Annotated in this window: 12 protein-coding genes, 1 tRNA gene and 1 pseudogene; 3 read left to right on the plus strand and 11 right to left on the minus strand. The window is 63.8% G+C overall.

What is annotated here, in order from left to right; translation table 11 throughout:
* Positions 1 to 24: 24 nt before the first annotated feature.
* Positions 25 to 3,186, minus strand: coding sequence for a beta-galactosidase, LacZ type (gene lacZ / locus BBIA_RS04880; protein ID WP_033495377.1), 3,162 nt, complete (start codon positions 3,184 to 3,186; stop codon positions 25 to 27).
* Positions 3,187 to 3,548: 362 nt separating this feature from the next.
* Here lacZ and BBIA_RS04885 point away from each other — a divergent pair, with 362 nt between their 5' ends.
* Complete coding sequence (locus BBIA_RS04885) at positions 3,549 to 5,030, plus strand: glycoside-pentoside-hexuronide (GPH):cation symporter (protein WP_033495375.1); 1,482 nt, start codon at positions 3,549 to 3,551, stop codon at positions 5,028 to 5,030.
* A 172-nt stretch (positions 5,031 to 5,202) separates the two neighbouring features.
* On the opposite strand, the gene BBIA_RS04890 is transcribed toward BBIA_RS04885, so the two are convergent.
* Positions 5,203 to 9,498, minus strand: a complete 4,296-nt coding sequence (locus BBIA_RS04890) for an LPXTG cell wall anchor domain-containing protein (protein WP_033495373.1) — start codon at positions 9,496 to 9,498, stop codon at positions 5,203 to 5,205.
* 388 nt (positions 9,499 to 9,886) lie between these two features.
* Between BBIA_RS04890 and BBIA_RS04895 the strand changes: the two genes are divergently transcribed.
* On the plus strand, positions 9,887 to 10,900 hold the full coding sequence (locus BBIA_RS04895) for an Abi family protein (protein ID WP_033495371.1): 1,014 nt from the start codon (positions 9,887 to 9,889) through the stop codon (positions 10,898 to 10,900).
* Positions 10,901 to 11,002: 102 nt separating this feature from the next.
* Here BBIA_RS04895 and BBIA_RS04900 read toward each other — a convergent pair whose 3' ends face one another.
* From BBIA_RS04900 to BBIA_RS14520, 8 genes are all read right to left on the minus strand, one after another.
* The gene (locus BBIA_RS04900) at positions 11,003 to 11,347 is read right to left on the minus strand and encodes a hypothetical protein (protein ID WP_033495432.1); all 345 of its coding nucleotides are present in this window, start codon (positions 11,345 to 11,347) and stop codon (positions 11,003 to 11,005) included.
* 65 nt (positions 11,348 to 11,412) lie between these two features.
* On the minus strand, positions 11,413 to 11,820 hold the full coding sequence (locus tag BBIA_RS04905) for a hypothetical protein (RefSeq protein ID WP_033495369.1): 408 nt from the start codon (positions 11,818 to 11,820) through the stop codon (positions 11,413 to 11,415).
* 122 nt (positions 11,821 to 11,942) lie between these two features.
* Entirely contained in the window at positions 11,943 to 12,182 is a 240-nt protein-coding gene (locus BBIA_RS14815; RefSeq protein WP_033495367.1) for a hypothetical protein, read from the minus strand.
* Positions 12,183 to 12,186: 4 nt separating this feature from the next.
* Complete coding sequence (locus BBIA_RS04915; protein ID WP_033495365.1) at positions 12,187 to 12,783, minus strand: ParA family protein; 597 nt, start codon at positions 12,781 to 12,783, stop codon at positions 12,187 to 12,189.
* A 43-nt stretch (positions 12,784 to 12,826) separates the two neighbouring features.
* The gene (locus tag BBIA_RS04920; protein ID WP_033495363.1) at positions 12,827 to 13,354 is read right to left on the minus strand and encodes a WhiB family transcriptional regulator; all 528 of its coding nucleotides are present in this window, start codon (positions 13,352 to 13,354) and stop codon (positions 12,827 to 12,829) included.
* Positions 13,351 to 14,565 (minus strand): helix-turn-helix domain-containing protein, encoded by a 1,215-nt coding sequence (locus BBIA_RS13755; RefSeq protein WP_033495361.1) that lies wholly within the window; start codon positions 14,563 to 14,565, stop codon positions 13,351 to 13,353. Before BBIA_RS13755 ends, BBIA_RS04920 begins: the two co-directional genes overlap by 4 nt.
* On the minus strand, positions 14,562 to 14,717 hold the full coding sequence (locus BBIA_RS14515) for a hypothetical protein (RefSeq protein ID WP_162835005.1): 156 nt from the start codon (positions 14,715 to 14,717) through the stop codon (positions 14,562 to 14,564). Before BBIA_RS14515 ends, BBIA_RS13755 begins: the two co-directional genes overlap by 4 nt.
* 41 nt (positions 14,718 to 14,758) lie before the next feature.
* Positions 14,759 to 14,932, minus strand: a complete 174-nt coding sequence (locus BBIA_RS14520; protein WP_162835004.1) for a hypothetical protein — start codon at positions 14,930 to 14,932, stop codon at positions 14,759 to 14,761.
* 470 nt (positions 14,933 to 15,402) lie between these two features.
* On the opposite strand from BBIA_RS14520, the pseudogene BBIA_RS15190 reads away from it, so the two are divergent.
* A pseudogene (locus BBIA_RS15190) lies at positions 15,403 to 15,663 on the plus strand (helix-turn-helix domain-containing protein); the annotation flags it as partial.
* Positions 15,664 to 15,822: 159 nt separating this feature from the next.
* Here BBIA_RS15190 and BBIA_RS04940 read toward each other — a convergent pair.
* Positions 15,823 to 15,894 (minus strand) — tRNA-Glu (locus tag BBIA_RS04940).
* Positions 15,895 to 16,000 lie beyond the last annotated feature (106 nt).

Consider the following 16,000-nt stretch of genomic DNA (forward strand, 5'->3'; position numbering starts at 1 on the left):
GTGCATGCCGCCGCCCGTTGCCGGTCAGATGAGTTCGAGGTCCACGTCGAGGGTGAGCGGCCTGCCGGCGGACAGCTGGTAGGCCGTGTGGACGGGGGCTCCCCAGGAGTCGTCTCCGCCGACTCCCATCTGGGCTGCGAGCAGGCGCAGGTAGTTGTGGCGCGGCTCGGGCAGGTCCTCATGGCGGCGCGCGGCTTCGATCATGTAGGTACTCCAGGGCAGCAGGCTGGCCGTGAAGTGACGGTCGCCGCGTTGGGTGACGCGCAATCCGTGGCCTTGGATGTCGGTGGCTTCGAGCCAGCGGACGTCCTCGTGGCTGCCGGTTTCCTGCACCATGAGATACGGTGCCATGCTCGTCTTCGCGGTGGCGTTCCAGATGCCGAGCTTGCCGCCCTGCTTGCGGTCGCGGTAGGTCTCCTCGGGGCCGGGGCCGTAGTAGCGCAGACGCTCGTATTCGCCGGGCAGTTCCCATTCGACGCCGAACGCGGGCAGGCTGGCCGCACCGGTGGCTCCGCCGGGGTATTCGACGGTCAGTCGCATGCGCATGTCGGCGGTGATGCGGTAGGAGACCGTCACGGGCGTGTGGTCCGGGTCGGCGAGCTCGTACCGGTATTTGGCGGTGAGCCCTCCGTCGTCGGATTGCGCGATGCTCGTATCGGTCACGACGGCGTAGCGACCGGCCGCGAACCATGCGGCGCGGTCGAATCCGGAACGGTTGCCCCGGTCGTTGTCGGTCAGCGGGCGGAAGGTGACGAGTTCGGGGCGTCGGATGACCATTTCCCGGCCGTCCCGCTTCCAGGAGACGATGCCTCCCTGGGTGCGCGACAGGAGGATTTCCTCGTCGTCGCGGCGAATGCCCGCGTTCCATCGGCCGAGCGTGACCGTCGCGCGGCCGTCGTCGTCATGATCGGTCTCGGTGATGTCCCGTTCGGGGTTGAGTGTGCCGGTGAGTTGGCCGAACGCGAGCTCGTAGCCGGCCGGCGCCCATGCGGTGGCTTCCGCAGTCAGGAGATCGACCTCGTAGGTGACCTCGCGCGTATTCCCGTCCGTGTCGATGTCGGGGAAGGCGATGTCGTGGCGCTGGGTGTCTCCGGCGTCCACGTCGAACCGGTAGTCGGCGTGCCAGATCTCATGTCCGTCTTCGAGGAGCCGTGCGGCGAACACGTAGCCGTCGGTGCCGGCGAACAGGTTGCGGTTCTCGATGGTCACGCCGTGTCCGTCGGGGGTGAGCTTGACCGGTGAGTACAGCTGCTTGACCTCTTGCGCCTTGGGGCTGGGCGTGCGGTCGGCGAACACGATGCCGTTGCCCACGAATTCGTAGTCGGTCGGCCGGTCGGCCCAGTCGCCGCCGACGCTGAGGCGTTCGCGCCCGTCGGGCAGGCGCTGGACGAGTCCCTGGTCGATGTAGTCCCAGATGAACCCGCCGGAGTAGCGCTCGTACTGTTCGAGGTCGATGAACTCGCTCAGACCGCCGCACGAGTTGCCCATGGCGTGCATGTACTCGCAGCTGACGAACGGCTTGTTCGCCTCGCCCCGTTCGTCGCCGTGTTCGAGCCAGTTGCGGATTTCGTCGGGCTTGGCGTACATGCGGCTTTCGAAGTCGCTGATCCCGTCGTAGGCGTGGTTCCAGTTGACGCCTTCGTAGTGGACGGGGCGGGACGGGTCGAGCCGGTGCGCGTGCGCGCTCATGGCCTTGAGGACTTCGCCCGCGTAGGATTCGTTGCCCAGCGACCAGACGAGCACGCTGGGATGGTTGCGGTCGCGCAGGATCATGCTGTCCAGCCGGTCGATGCACGCGCCCAGCCAGGCCTCGTCGTCGCCGGGGACGGAGGTGCCCACGGGGATGTCGCCGGGGCTGTTCCAGCTGCCGTGGGTCTCCAGGTTGGTCTCGTCGATCAGGTAGATGCCGTATTCGTCGCACAGCTCGTACCAGCGGGACTGGTTCGGGTAGTGCGAGGTGCGCACCGCGTTGATGTTGTGGCGCTTCATGAAGCGGATGTCCCACAGCATGTCCTCTTCGGTGACGGCACGGCCGCGCCGGCAGTCGAACTCGTGGCGGTTGACGCCGCGGAACACGAGACGTTTGCCGTTGAGCTTGAGGATGCCGTCCTCGATGGCCACATGCCGGAAGCCGATGCGGGTGCGCGCGGTCTCCAGGACCTTGCCGTCCGCGTCGAGCAGGGTGACGGACAGCTCGTACAGGTCGGGGCGTTCGGCGCTCCAGGGGGCCGCGTCGTCGATCTCGGCCTCGGCGTGCAGCGTTCCGGCCGCTTCCGTGGCGGTGCGCCAGACGACGGCGCCGTTCTTGTCCCGCAGTGCGAGGTCGGCCGTCGCGGCGTTCGCGGCGCCGTCGATCAGTACGTCCAGCGAAAGCGATCCGATCGACGTGGCGGGCTCCCAATCGGCCCCGGCGTGGATGTCGGAGACATGGGCGGCGGGCCTCGCATTGAGCTCGACGGAGCGGAACAGGCCGTGCAGACGCCAGAAGTCCTGGTCCTCCAGCCAGCTCGCGCTCGAATACTCGTAGCAGGCGACCGCCAGCACGTTGCCGTCCTTCCTGACGACGTCCGTCACGTCGAACTCGCTGGGCGTGAAGGAGTCCTCGGCGTATCCGACGAACGCGCCGTTGAGCCACACGTAGATGGCGGTGGCAGCGCCCTGGAAGGTGAGCGTCACCGTGCGGCCCTCGCGGATGGCCTGGGCAACCGCGCCCTCCGCGGCGAACTCGCGTCGGTAGACCGCCACATGGCCATGCTCGGGGATGGCCGGGGCCTTCGGGTCCTCGTGGCCGTCCCACGGGTACTGCACGTTCACGTACTGCGGGTCGAGCAGCCCCGCGGTCTCCAGATGCGAGGGCACCTGCACCCGGGAGAACGACGAGTCGTCGAAGCCCGGTGCGGCGAACAGAGGCGACACGTCGCTGATCCAATCCGGCCCGTCGCTCGTCCCGTCGGGGAAGCTGTTCGCCGGCGCCGTCTCGACTCGGACCCGCCATTCGCCGTCGAGGCTCTGCGTGAGATTGGTGCCCTCGCCGACGGAGGGGGCGTGCGACCAGCATGCATGGTCGGAATGGGCGTCGAGCCGGTGGACCGCGTACACGCGCGGGTCGGCGAGCCATGCCGTCGTCGGCATGGACGGGGAGACGATCGGATCGCCGTTCTTCCGCTGATCGTCGGTTGTGTTCATGATGTCCTCGCTTTCGCATCGGATTGCGTCGCGTCGTTGCCGCCGCAGTTCGGGAGCCTTCGAATGTGACTCCTTGCACAACGATGATAAAGATATTTACTAATTTACGCAACTTCTTGCGCTTGTCCCGACTGCGACCGCAGGAACAGCGGAAAGCCTTTACTCATCAACGATAATCCGGTCTCCGACCATCACCAGCGCCCGCGCGGTGTGTTGGATTGGCGAACATGAATCGTTGGCATTGCTTGCGACACGCGGTAAAGTTTTTTACTTTTTCAAGAAAGTCCTATACTCGCGTCTTGCGGGATCGGAGCTGTTCCCGCGCACGGATTCTTTACAGGTCGCAAGGAGGCCACCACACCATGAGCGGATCCACCACACAGCGCACGGCGACGCCCGGACAGCCGCAGCCCATGCCCACCAGGAACATGGGGCAGAAGATCGCATACGCGTTCGGCAACCTGGGCCAGGCCGCGTTCTACAACACGATGAGCACGTTCTTCATCACGTTCGTGACCACCGCGCTGTTCATCGACGTGGACAAGACGCTGGCCGCGCGCCTCATCGCGGTGATCACCGGACTCGTGGTGGTCATCCGTATCGCGGAGATCTTCCTCGACCCGCTGCTCGGCAACCTCGTGGACAACACGAACACCCGCTGGGGCCGGTTCCGTCCCTGGCAGTTCATCGGAGGCCTCGTGCCCGGCATCCTGCTGATCATGGTGTTCACCGGCCTGTTCGGGCTCGTGGACGTGAACACCGGCGTGTTCATGGTCCTGTTCGTCATCGTGTTCATCCTGCTGGACGTGATCTACTCGCTGCGCGACATCTCCTACTGGGGCATGATCCCCGCGATCTCCTCCGACTCGCACGAGCGCAGCACGTACACCGCTCTCGGCGCGTTCACCGGATCCATCGGATACAACGGCGTCACCGTCATCGTCGTGCCCGTCGTCAGCTGGTTCACCTGGAAGTTCACCGGCCAATGGGAGCAGGGCCGCACCGGCTGGGCCGCGTTCGCCATCATCATCGCCGTGCTCGGTTTGCTCACCGCGTGGAGCGTCGCGTTCGGCACCCGCGAGAACCAGGGCGAGCTGCGCGCCAAGGCCGAGGCCAACGGCAACCCCATCGAGGCGTTCAAGGCAATCGCCCAGAACGACCAGCTCCTGTGGGTCGCCTTGAGCTACCTGCTGTACTCCGTGGCCAACGTCGCCACCACCGGCGTGCTCTTCTACCAGTTCAAATACGTGCTCGGCGCCCCGGACAGCTTCTCCATCGCCGGCGTCATCCCGGTCATCACCGGACTGGTCACCACGCCCCTCTACCCGGTGCTCAACCGGCGCATCCCGCGCCGCTGGCTGTACACCGCCGGCATGGCGTTCATGATCGCCGGCTATACGCTGTTCATCATCGCGCCCATGAACCTGCCCGTCGTCATCGTCGCGCTCGTCCTCTTCTACCTGCCCGCGCAGACCATCCAGATGACCGCCATCCTGAGCATGACCGACTCCATCGAATACGGCCAGCTCAAGACCGGCAAGCGCAACGAGGCCGTCACCCTCTCCGTGCGCCCGATGCTCGACAAGATCGCTGGTGCCCTGTCCAACGGCATCGTGGGCTTCGTGGCCGTCGCCGCCGGCATGGTCGGCAACGCCACCGCCGCCGACATGACCGCCGCGAACATCCGCACGTTCAAGACCTGCGCCTACTACCTGCCGCTCGCCGGCATCGTCGCCAGCCTCGTCGTCTTCCTCCTGACCGTCAAGATCGACGAGAACATGCACGACCACATCGTCGAACAACTCGAAGAACGACTCGCCTCCGAGAACACCGACGAACAGTAAGCAGCCAAAAGTAGCAAGGGAACGGCCCGACGCGAACGGTTTGAACCGTTGGCGTCGGGCCGTTGCCATGCCCGCCGGGGAGAGAAGAAGGAAGAGAACCGGCGGGGTTCCGGCCGGATTGCCGTCCGACCGGAAGAATCATCGCGGCGGAGAACGGTCCCCGCCGCTTCGGTCAGACCACGGATTGCCCGCCGGGAACCGAATCCACGGTTTCGACGGCATCCGCGTCGGCATCCTCGGCATCGACGGGTTGCATCGTGCCGGAGTGGCGGCCGGCGGCGTTGTTCCCGCGCCTGAACCTGCGGGCGGCGACCAGTCCCGCGCCGACGGCGAGCAGGGTGATCGCCGCCGCGATCACGCCCTGGACGGCGGCGCCGGTATGGGCGAGCCCGGTCCGGTAGCCGTTCCAGTCGTCGGTGTTGCTGACCACTTCGGTGTCGGGGCAGACGAGCCTGCCGTCGATCGTGACCGCATCATCAGGCGCGGACGTCTCGTCCTTGCCGTCGAACGGATCCGGGTCGGAGACGACGCATTCAACCAACGGCGTGCCGGTGACCGTGGCGCGGTCGGTGTGATGGCCGGTCACGCCCTTGAGGACGCCCTTGACCTCGACGCTCTCGCCGGGCTTGAGGATGCGGCTGTCCCAATCGGCGGGGTATTCGAGATCGGTCACCCGGCCGTCGCCGGCGACCAGCTGGTCCTTGAGGTTCAGGTCCTTGGTTCGGTACCATGCGCCCTGCTTGGTGTCGGGGTCGGTGGTGCTGGTGTTGGTGATGGTGAACACGATGCGCGTGTCGCCCTGCATGGCCAGCGCGTCCTTGACCTGGTCGCGGTCGCCGGCCGGCCAGCCGGAGGCCTCGTCCCATTTCTCGATCTTCAGGCTCGGGGTCATGTCGGGCGTGTGCGTCTCGACCTGGTTGGAAGGACGTTTGGTGCCGTTGATGGTTTCGTCGAACCGGTTGGCGATGTGTTCGCCGGTCTTGACGCGCTTGCACTGGATGAACGCGGTCCATGCCTGCTCGCTTTCGTCGTTGCTGCTGACGAGATCGAGCATGCGCTGGGTCGCGGTAACGGTGACCGCGCCCTTGTCGTCCTGCGCGAGGGTGAACAGTTCGTCGCCGTACACACTGGCGTCGAAGCCGCTGCCGGCGATCTTCACGCCCTTGCGGGCGATCACCTTGCCCTGCTCGGTCAGGTCGCGCATGGCGTATACGGCCCATTGGCCGGTGTACTGGTCATGCTCGGTGTCGAGCGGGTCGGTGATGCTCCAGTCGGTGACCTTCTGGTAGGCGCGGTGCGCGGGCAGCACGGAGCTGTCGAGGCGATAGAGGAACAGGCTGTTGAGGTACACGCTCCGCTTGTCGATGGATTCGCCGTCCACCTTCACGACCACGTCCTTGGAGGGGTTGACGGGTTTGAGGGGGTTGGCGACCTCGTTGGTGTCCTTGCGGGTGTCGTTGACGACCTGCGTGGCCTTGTTCTTCACGATATGTCCGTCGGTGACCTTGATGACGGTCATCGGCAGGCTCACCTCGTAGCTCGTGCCCAGCATCGACTGGTCGATGGCCGGCTCCTTCAACGGGTCGTGGTCCTTCTTTTCGGCGTATTCCCTGAGGTTCTTGGGCTGGGGGTCGCCCTTGATGGTCTCGCCGGTGGCCGGCACCTTCGTGTCCGCGGTCTTGGCGTACACGTAGGCGACGCCGTCGATCGCCGCGATGTTGAACTTCGCGGTCACGTCCTTGCCGGTCGCGGTGTCGGTGACCTCGATGCGCTTGGCGTCGAGGGAGAGGTATTCGTCGTCCCAGTCGTCGGTCATGCCGAGCCTCCAGACCTTGTAGGCCTGGTTGGTCTGCTTGGCGTCGATGGTCACGCGGTAGTAGATCCGGTCGCCCAGCAGCGCGGTCTTGCCGTCGATGCTGATGGACGGGTCGGCCTGGGTGTCCTTCTTCACCGGCGTGAAGTCGGGCGGCTCGTTCCATACCTTGTTGCTCGGGGTGATCATGTTGTTCAGCGTCAGGGCCCACTGGTTGCCGATTTTGGTGTCCGTGGGCGCGTCCTTGGCGACCGTGCCCTCGAAGCGGACGATGATGCGCGGGTTCGCGCCGTTGCGCCAGTTGGTCTTCACGTACCCGTCGGAGAACACGAGGCGCACCGCGTGCTGCGCGTCGTTCCACTGGGTCTCGTACTCGGTTTTCGGGATGAACCTGCCGGTGGACAGGTCGGTGACCTCCAGGGTCTGCTTGTCCACTTCAAGATGCTCGTCATAGGTGTCGGTGACCGCCACCTCGCTGACCGAGTACGCGAGATTGCCGGGCAGGTGGGGCTGGGTCTCCAGACGGTATTCCAAGCGTTGGCCCGGGTAGACGACCCTGCCGTCCACGGACGCCTGGTCGCCTCCCTGCGAGGATTCACCGACCACGTCCTTGACGACGGGCGGTATGTAGCCGCAGATCTTCGGCTCGTTCGTGGGGATGGTGTGCGTGTTGACGGTCTGGGAGCCCTTGTTCGTCAGCGCCTTGCCGTCCGGCGCGGTGCAGAACGACAGTTCGTCGCTCGCCTGCTTGCCGAAGTCGTCGCGCACCTGGCCCGCGCCCTTGCCGTTGGCGTAGGCCGCCTTGCCAGAAATGAGCAGCGTGACCTGCTTCGCGGTCTTCAATCCCTTCAATCCCTCGCGATAGGCCCGGCCGGCGGTGGCGGTCACCGTGGTGCCTTCCATCGTGATCGTCCACTGGTCGGTGACGTCCCTGCCGTGGTTGGCGATGTCGGTGACGCTGGACTCGCGATCGGTGCCGGCATCGGCCTCGTACACCCTGATCTTCGACTTGTCGTCGGCGTCGAACAGGTAGTCGGCGGCCGACCAGTCGTCCGTGAGCGTCAGGGTCTCCGGGGCCTGGATGAGGTTCTTGGCGATGGTGCCGTTGACCACCGAGGCGACCCGGTCCCCGTCCAGAAGCGTCATATCGTCGGCGCCGGTCCGGTTGGTCTCCTTCGGGTCGATGACCGCCTCCCACTGGCCCTTCGCGTTCAGACGGATCCAGCTCTTGTCGGGATTCGGCCGCCACGTATCGAACTGTTTCGTTCCGGCATCGGCCTCGGGCTCGTGGTTCCACTGGCCCCACGCATGGTCCTTGACCTGCTGGAAGTCGGAGGGCTTCGACACGGTCACGTCGAAGCTGAACTCGTAGACATGGTCCATGGGCATCTCACCCTTGTCCGCCGAACGCGCGGCCGACACCGTGTTCGACGCCTTGTCCCAAGTGATCTCGAACTCGCCGGAAACGTCGCGGTTGCCGTCGGTCCTGTCGATGAGCCTGTAGTTGTCCACGGAGTATTCGACGCCGTTGGGTTCGATCACGTCGCGGAAACGCATCTCGTAGCCGCCGCGGCCGGTGCCGTACGTGATGGTGGTGCGGTTCGTCATCCGGTCGGCACTCACGCCGTCCTCGATCTTCTTGACCGGGGGTTCGGGCGGCACCGAGCTCACCTTCCAGGATTCGGCCGGGTCACGGTCCGCGGTGTCCACGGCCGCCTGCATGCGGCCCTGCTTGGGCACCCGGATATCGATCCAGTACGATCCCTCGGCCCAGTGTTCCATGCCGAAATCCTTCGGCGAGGCGAGATTGTCGAGCTGGGTATCCCCATTGCTGGAGAAGCTGATCGGCTTGCTCACGCTCTTCGCGGGCAGATAGGGGCCGTTCTCGTAATGGATGATCGCGGTGCCGTTCAATGTCTCCTTGATCGCGGAACCGCCGTTGTCTGCATGGATGACGTCGCCGATCGGGTCGGTGGAGCCGACCTGCATGTCGGTCTTCTGCTTGTGGCTGGTGGCCACGTTCAGCTTGTAATCGACCGGCGGCTGGTTCTGCGCCAGCACGATCACACGGAACGAGGCGTTCGGGTTGGAGTTGATCGACTCCTGCGCCAGAGAGTCAACGCTGCGCGTGCCGAGCTTGTCCTTCCACGTGGTCGAAGTCGAGTACTTCTGGCCCTGATACGTGTAGTCGCCCTTCGCCTCGGCCTTCCACTGCGCCTCCCAACGGTTCTTCGCGTTCGAGCTCACATAGCTGCCGTTGAACGAACCATCCGCCAATCGCACGTAGCCCACCGCCACCAGACGGCAGTCCGCATTCCCGTCACCCGTATAGGAGCGTTGGCACTCATCGATCGCGTCGCTCAAAGTCTTGTTCATGTTCACGAACTGGTTCTGCCCGTTCGCCAGATCGGACGACAGACGCACCTTCGCGTCACTCAACGCCGTCTTCATGCCATCCAGAGTGGCCGGCCACGAATCCTTGTAGATCCAATGCACATCGGCCGTCTGCGTCGGACCACCGCCCGAACCGCCACCGTCCTCACCGGAACCGCCGCCACCGTTATCGGCCAACGCGACCGGAACCAAGCAGGCCAGCAACGCCGCGGCGGCGGTGATCGACGCCACCGCACCGGTGCCCTTCTTCCCGAACCTCATACGAAATCCTTTCCCACATACGACAGAAGCGCCCCTCTCCGGGAAAGGGGGAGACAGGGACTTCAGAACCCGCCTCCTCCCGGGTCCCTGGAAGAAAAGCACGCCCGCAAGCCCGACGGCCGGCCGCCGGACCCCGAACGCACCATCAGCATCACCCCGCATCGAGCGATGCTGCGGCGGACATGTGACGAAGATTGGCAACCCGTTCATGGATGAAACATGACGCGGATACTACATTTAGTGCATTGCTTTGCTTTGGATACTAGATGTACGGAGTGTTCTGTATCTTTACGAAAGGCGATATATTCGCTACAATTAGCGATGTTAAAAGCCACCATTGCCTCTCACTGAAGCACACTAGGGTGGCATTTTTCTTATCGGAGGAACGATGGACGAGAATGATACTCCACAGCTCCGCCCCTATCCGCAGCATCCGCCGAAATCATTGGATGATTTATCGGCCAAGCTCATTGACAACGGTTTGTCCGGAATAAGTCGCGAGCTCCTTGAGCGTCGAATCGAGCAAGTGGGATACTTTCGGCTGAAAGGATACTGGTATCCGTTCCTCACCCCGGTATCGGAGCAGTCGGCGAAGCGCTCATTGCCCTTCCGTCAAGATGTGCAATTCAAGGATATCTGGGATAGGTATCTGTTCGATCAGGAACTGCGGATGCTGGTATTCGACGGCATCGTCACCATCGAGATTTATCTCAAGAGCTTCCTCGCCCATGAGCTATCGGTATTCGGCGGCGAATTCGGCTACATGACACGGGAAGGACTCCCGGGGTTGAGCTATGACGACCATCTGGCTTGCCTTTCCTCGTTGCGTTCGACATTCACCAAATCAAATCTTCCGTACCTCAGGCATTTCCGGAGTACCTACAGTGATCCGCTGCCTCCGTACTGGATGATCGTCGGATGCCTGAGCTACGGAACACTCAAGGAGAACTTCTACCAAGGTGCGCCAGACCATATCAAGAGAAAGCTGGCCACCAAGCTGCATATCTTCAACCCCAACCCGAATCCCGCCGTACGCGGCGACGCCAAAATCCTCTCCAATTGGCTTGAGACTATCCGGCAGGCCCGGAACATGACCGCGCATCATGATCGCTTCTGGAACGAAACCAGCACCCGCATAGCGCCGAAACTGCCGAAGCATCGCAGCGGATCCCATGCAAAGGGTTGGTGGGGTAACGATTGGGATATCTTCCGTAAGTCCTCCGGCCCTGCTGCATTCCTCACCATGGAGAACTACCTGACATCCCAGATCGACGGACCCGCGTGGACGGAGAAATTCATCTCCCTTATGGATAGGTACCCTCAGATTCCGAAGTCTGATATGGGATTCCCTGACGGATGGCGGGTGTCGCCGCTGTGGCGAGTCAATGGCTCAGCTCATTGACGGGGCATCCTAATTGCATAAATGGGGAAACGCGCGCCTTTCAGGGACGTGGATCCAAGGAATTACCCGTCCCTGAAATGATAAGCGACAGAAACATCGTCTTTATTTGACGATGCGAGTAATTACATAGGCCATAAGACCTGCGATGACGGTGACGGCGGCAAGGAGCGCCAGTCTGGTTTCACGGCGTTCCTTGGCCGCCATGTCGGCCTGCCGGTTGGCCAGGGCCTCGGCTTCGGCGGCGACGCCGCTGGCGGCGATGGCCGCGATGTGCGCGCTCATCTGGTCTTCGAGCGTGGAATCCTCGCTCGTGCCGTCGAAGGGCTCCTCGTTTTCGTTGTGGTTGTCGTTCATGGTTCTGCTCCGTTCCTGATTGTTGGATTGTTTGCTTTCCTGATTGTTGGATTGTTTGCTTTCCTGATTGTTGGCTTGCTTGATTGCTTGCATGTCAGCTTGCCTGCATGCAGTCAAGTTTGATTGTTTGATTGTCTGCATGCGGGCTTGTTTGCTTGTCAGCTTTCGTTTTGCCCGGCGAGGATGGACATGCGGGCGGCGATGAGCGCGTGGCGCGCGATCTTCAGATAGAGCTGGTGGCCCTCGCCGTCGCCCCAGAACCGGTCGAACTGTTCGGTCGGCATCATGCTGGCGGGGTCGAACCCGTTCCACACGCCGCCGCAGAACACCTTCGCCGCCGCGTTCACCTCCTCGTCGGACGGCATGCCCGGATGCCCCTCCGCGGCGTCCGCGGCCGCACGCATCTGCGCGCCGAACACGCGGGCCTGCAATGGCGAAAGCGTGTACGCCAGTCCCGCCGTGGAGCCTGCGGGAAATCCCGTGTTCACGCCGAGGGTGATGACGTGCGCCTCCTCGCCGATGCTGATCCGGTCGCCGAGTACGGAGACCTCCATCGAATAGTCCATAGTGTCTCCTTTCCGCAGACATGCCGGCTTGCCGGATCGCGTCTGCATGTTTGACTGCCTGAATGTTTGATTGTTGGCTTGTTTGCTTGCTGGATTGTCTGATTGTTTGATTGTCTGACGGGTCACGGCTCGTCGTCGCCGTCGAGCCGGTCGAGCTCGCGTTCGATGGCGTCGCGCAGGAGCTGCTGCATGGGCAGGTCGTGCGCGGCGGCCGTGGTCTTGAGCCGGGTCTTAAGCGACACGGGTATGCGCAATGAGAGCATGACCAACGGTTCGCCCGTGGCCTTGGATGTCTTGTTCTGCTGGCGCAGCACGTCGTCGAACGGCACCGGTCGTGCCAGTGGCTGGTAGTTGCCCTGCATGGTCTCACTCCTGCTTTCCGGCGATCTGCTGGAGTTCGGTGACGAGGTCGCGGTATTCGCCCAGCTGGTGCGGGTTGGTGCCGAGCGAACGCTTGTAGGACTGGGCCTTCGGCACGATCGTGTCGAACCGGGGAGTGTCCATGGCGTTGAGGGCGTCCATGGTGTCGCGGAACGCCTTCGTGTTGCGTTCGGCCTTGACCAGCAGCAGCGCGGCGGGCGTGCTCATCCTGGCCATGTCGAGGGTGCTCCATGCCTGCTGGAGGTCCATGGGCGAGTCCGACGCCGGCACGATCACGAAGTCGGCCGCCTTGATGGCCATGTCCAGGGTCGGTCCCTGCGGCGGCGCGTCGATGATCGCCCATTCGTCCGGGTCTGCTCCCGCGGCGAGCTGGCGGAGCGTGGCCTGGTTGGCGGGCAGCACGTCGAACGTCAGCGGGTCCGCGGTCTGTTCCGCGGCAGCGGCCCACAGGCTCGCGCTGGACTGTGGATCGGCGTCGTACACGACGGCCCTGCCGCCTCTGGAAACGATGACCGAGGCGATGTAGATGCTGGACGTGGTCTTCGCGACCCCGCCCTTGGCGTTGGCTATGGCGATGCGCATTCGTTCTTCTCCTTTGCGACTGTCGGCGATCATGCGAACCCGGTCAGTCGATTGCTTGATTGTTTGCTTGCTGGATTGCTTGGATTCCTGCTTGCTTGATTGTTTGATTGTCTGACGGCTCATGCGGGGCGGGGCGATCGGCCGTCCTGACCCGTGCGCGCAGGCGTCGTTGCTGGCGTTCGGCGCTGGCCTCGTCGGTGGCTTCGTCGAACACGTTCCGGTGGGCGCGTATCCAGTCCGTGAGCAGCCGCCAGCGTTGCGGCCACGGCAGGCCGCGGTCCCGGCAGGGGACGCCGTCGGCTTCGGCCATGCGCGCGATCCTGCGCCGGTCGGTGCACACCTTGCCGCCGTACACGCCCCATTCGAGTCCGCCGCTGGCCGCGTAGGCCAGGCATTCGGCGCGTACCGGGCATCGTTCGCACACGGCCTTGGCGACCGAGTGGAACGCCTTCGCGTCGCCGGGACGGTGCTCGAACTCCAGCGACCACAGGTAGTCGGACCATGGTTGCGGGAAGTCGCGGCATTCGCCGGCCTTCTTCCACGCCTCAAGACGCTGCCCATCCCCGCTCATGGTCGCACCACCGCCTCCGCCGACGCGTCGGTCTTCGCCTTGCGTCGTCCGGCGACGTCGTGGGTGGCGTGGTTGCGTTTGTCGTACGCGCACACTGGGCACGCCTCCTGAGAGATGACGCCTTCGATGTGTTCCTGGCACAGCGAGGTGCGCAGCAGCGCCGCCCCGTAGATCGGCACACGGCTCGCGGACGACGAGCTGACCGGTATCGCCCGGTTGGGATCCTTGACGACCGGCAGCGGAGCGTCCGGCGCCCGCTTGCCCGTCGGATCGGGATGGGTGAGCATTTCCAGCCGCAGCTGCACGTAGTTCGCGGCGAACCTGGCGCCGCTGGTGAGCCGGGGAAGCCAGTAGCGGTTGCGGTACGCCCAGTCCATCGTCGCGACGATCTCGCCGTACGGGCGATCGATCAGCAACGAGTGGACGGCCTTGCGGTCGGCCATGGTCGCCGGAACATCGAACCTCTGGTCCACGGCGAGCATGCGCCGGCGGATGCCGTCGAGCACGCGCACCTCCTGGCCTGCGCGTTCCGTGACCGGCTCGGGCAGCTTGCCGGGTTCGGGCACCCATAGCGGGTTCCTGCAGCCCCTTGGCGGCAGGGCCTTGCCCCAATCGGTCGCCGGAACGGGTTCGGGCTTCGGGTCGGCGACCGGTTTCGTAGCGGCTTGTTCGGCGTTGAGGGGAGCATCCCCGAAGGGGATGAGGGGAGAATTGTTTATCACTTGTCTATTGGGTGACTTTCTGTCCAAGATTCCGGGACAATTTGTCCTCGGCTTCACGCCCTTCGGTTCGGGTGACAATCCGTCGGGTGACAAATTGTCCTTGTCTGGATTCGATTTGCCGTCGCCTTCCGCCAGTGCGTCCAGATTCCTGGGCTTCTCCTCGATGTTCTCGGCGGCGTGGTCGCCGTCCATGACGACGTCCCACACGCGCGAGCGGTGTCCCTTGGCGATCGGCTTGCGCGTGCGCGGGTTGCGCGCCGACATCTCCTGGTCGCCGGGCCTGATGTAGCCCTTACGCTCCAATTCCTGCAACGAACGGATCACGGTGCGCTCACAGCACCCGCAGTTGAACGCGATGGTCTCCACGCTCGGCCACGCGGCGGCGCCATCGTCGTAGTAGGCGCGGCGGGCCAGGTACACCAGCACGAACTTGGTGATGCCCTTGACGTCGTCGCGCTCCCATGCCCAGTTCTCGGCTCTGCTGCTCATCGTTCGACCTTCCCGCCGTCATGCTCCGGGGCCGCTTCGCGGCGTTCGCGCAGCCTCGCGCCGATGTCGTCGCCCAGACGGGCGGCGCGGCACAACGCATACGAGAGAACGCCGCCGGACACGCACACGGCGGCAACGACCAGCCACCACATGGTTCGGCCGGTATCGGGGAAACGGTCCGCGGACGCGCGCCTCAGCGGCGCGAGCCCCGGGACGGGTGGGCGAGCATGGACAGCACGTGCGCCTTCGCGATGCGCCGATCGACTTTGCCGCCGGCCCGCGTCGTCCGCCGCGCGGCGTCGCGCTGGCGATTAGGCTCGAAGACGGATGCCGGGCGAATGCCGGCGGTATTGGTAGAATCGGTCATGGCGATGACCCTCCTTCGGGGAATCGGAACGACGGGCGTCTGATCTTGGCGGATATGCGCGCCCGCGGCTCCATGGTTGTTGCCGTTCAATCCCCGCGCCGGGTTCCAGCCGGTCCGGGGATTCTCGTTTCGGGTTTCCACCCGCCATCCGTGAGATAGGCGTCGATGCCGAGCACATACCCAGGGGACAGGTTTCGGTGAATGGCCAGCCAGATCAGGTCGGACTGCTGCCACGGTATCGAGCCGTTGACCTTTCCCGCGACCGAGGATTTGGACGTACCCATCTCCCTCGCGAGGTCTCGGCAGCTCAGACCCGCCGCCGTCATATAGCGACGCATCGGAGAATCCATTATTTTTGCCGTCAGTCCATTCACAATAGACAATATAGCAAGAAACTTGCACAGCGGCAAATCATTGTTGTAGGATTATGTCCATCGATATTGGACAACTCCAATCTGAAAGGACTTGATATGGCAAAAATCGAACCGTCGACCGAATCCAATGGACTCGGCGACTACCTGCAGAGGGTATTCATCTGGAACGTCAACATGCAGCTGACCGGCCGCGGGATGACCCAGCAGTCACTTTGCGCGGCACTGGGGCTGAAGAGGGGCGCCGTGTCCGCGAAGATGACCGGCAAGACTTCCTGGACCATCCAGGACATCGCCGCAGTGGCGGAATTCTTCAACGTCCCCCCGCTCTCCCTGCTGGATGCGTCGATGTACGAGCAGATGATGCGCGGAATGAACAGTGATGGAGGTGCATCTTTGGTGGCAGTGGCCACCGCCGGGTTTCCTGTGCGAGCAACTGAAGGCCAAGCTGGCGGCCTGAAACCGTTGGAAACAAAAGGCTCCGGGCCACGATACCTCGTGGAACCCGGAGCCGGTGAGTACCCCCAGAGAGAGTCGAACTCTCGTTGTCAGATTGAAAGTCTGGTGTCCTAACCGTTAGACGATGGGGGCGAACAACTCGATTGATAATACGCGAGTCGACCCATACGCGCAACATCGGCGTGTCGCGAGCGTCCCGCATTGCTCGCGCACACGCCGATCGGCTTTATTCCAAGCT

This window comes from Bifidobacterium biavatii DSM 23969, assembly GCF_000741165.1.
GTDB lineage: Bacteria > Actinomycetota > Actinomycetes > Actinomycetales > Bifidobacteriaceae > Bifidobacterium > Bifidobacterium biavatii.

Excerpts from the sequence above, each read along its gene's own strand:
- BBIA_RS04900 (WP_033495432.1), bottom strand. The coding sequence starts at position 11,347 with ATGCAAGCAATCAAGCAAGCCAACAATCAGGAAAGCAAACAATCCAAC.
- BBIA_RS04905 (WP_033495369.1), bottom strand. The coding sequence starts at position 11,820 with ATGGACTATTCGATGGAGGTCTCCGTACTCGGCGACCGGATCAGCATC.
- BBIA_RS04895 (WP_033495371.1), top strand. The coding sequence starts at position 9,887 with ATGGACGAGAATGATACTCCACAGCTCCGCCCCTATCCGCAGCATCCG.
- lacZ (WP_033495377.1), bottom strand. The coding sequence starts at position 3,186 with ATGAACACAACCGACGATCAGCGGAAGAACGGCGATCCGATCGTCTCC.
- BBIA_RS04915 (WP_033495365.1), bottom strand. The coding sequence starts at position 12,783 with ATGCGCATCGCCATAGCCAACGCCAAGGGCGGGGTCGCGAAGACCACG.
- BBIA_RS13755 (WP_033495361.1), bottom strand. The coding sequence starts at position 14,565 with ATGAGCAGCAGAGCCGAGAACTGGGCATGGGAGCGCGACGACGTCAAG.
- BBIA_RS14815 (WP_033495367.1), bottom strand. The coding sequence starts at position 12,182 with ATGCAGGGCAACTACCAGCCACTGGCACGACCGGTGCCGTTCGACGAC.
- BBIA_RS04885 (WP_033495375.1), top strand. The coding sequence starts at position 3,549 with ATGAGCGGATCCACCACACAGCGCACGGCGACGCCCGGACAGCCGCAG.
- BBIA_RS04890 (WP_033495373.1), bottom strand. The coding sequence starts at position 9,498 with ATGAGGTTCGGGAAGAAGGGCACCGGTGCGGTGGCGTCGATCACCGCC.
- BBIA_RS14520 (WP_162835004.1), bottom strand. The coding sequence starts at position 14,932 with ATGACCGATTCTACCAATACCGCCGGCATTCGCCCGGCATCCGTCTTC.
- BBIA_RS04920 (WP_033495363.1), bottom strand. The coding sequence starts at position 13,354 with ATGAGCGGGGATGGGCAGCGTCTTGAGGCGTGGAAGAAGGCCGGCGAA.
- BBIA_RS14515 (WP_162835005.1), bottom strand. The coding sequence starts at position 14,717 with ATGTGGTGGCTGGTCGTTGCCGCCGTGTGCGTGTCCGGCGGCGTTCTC.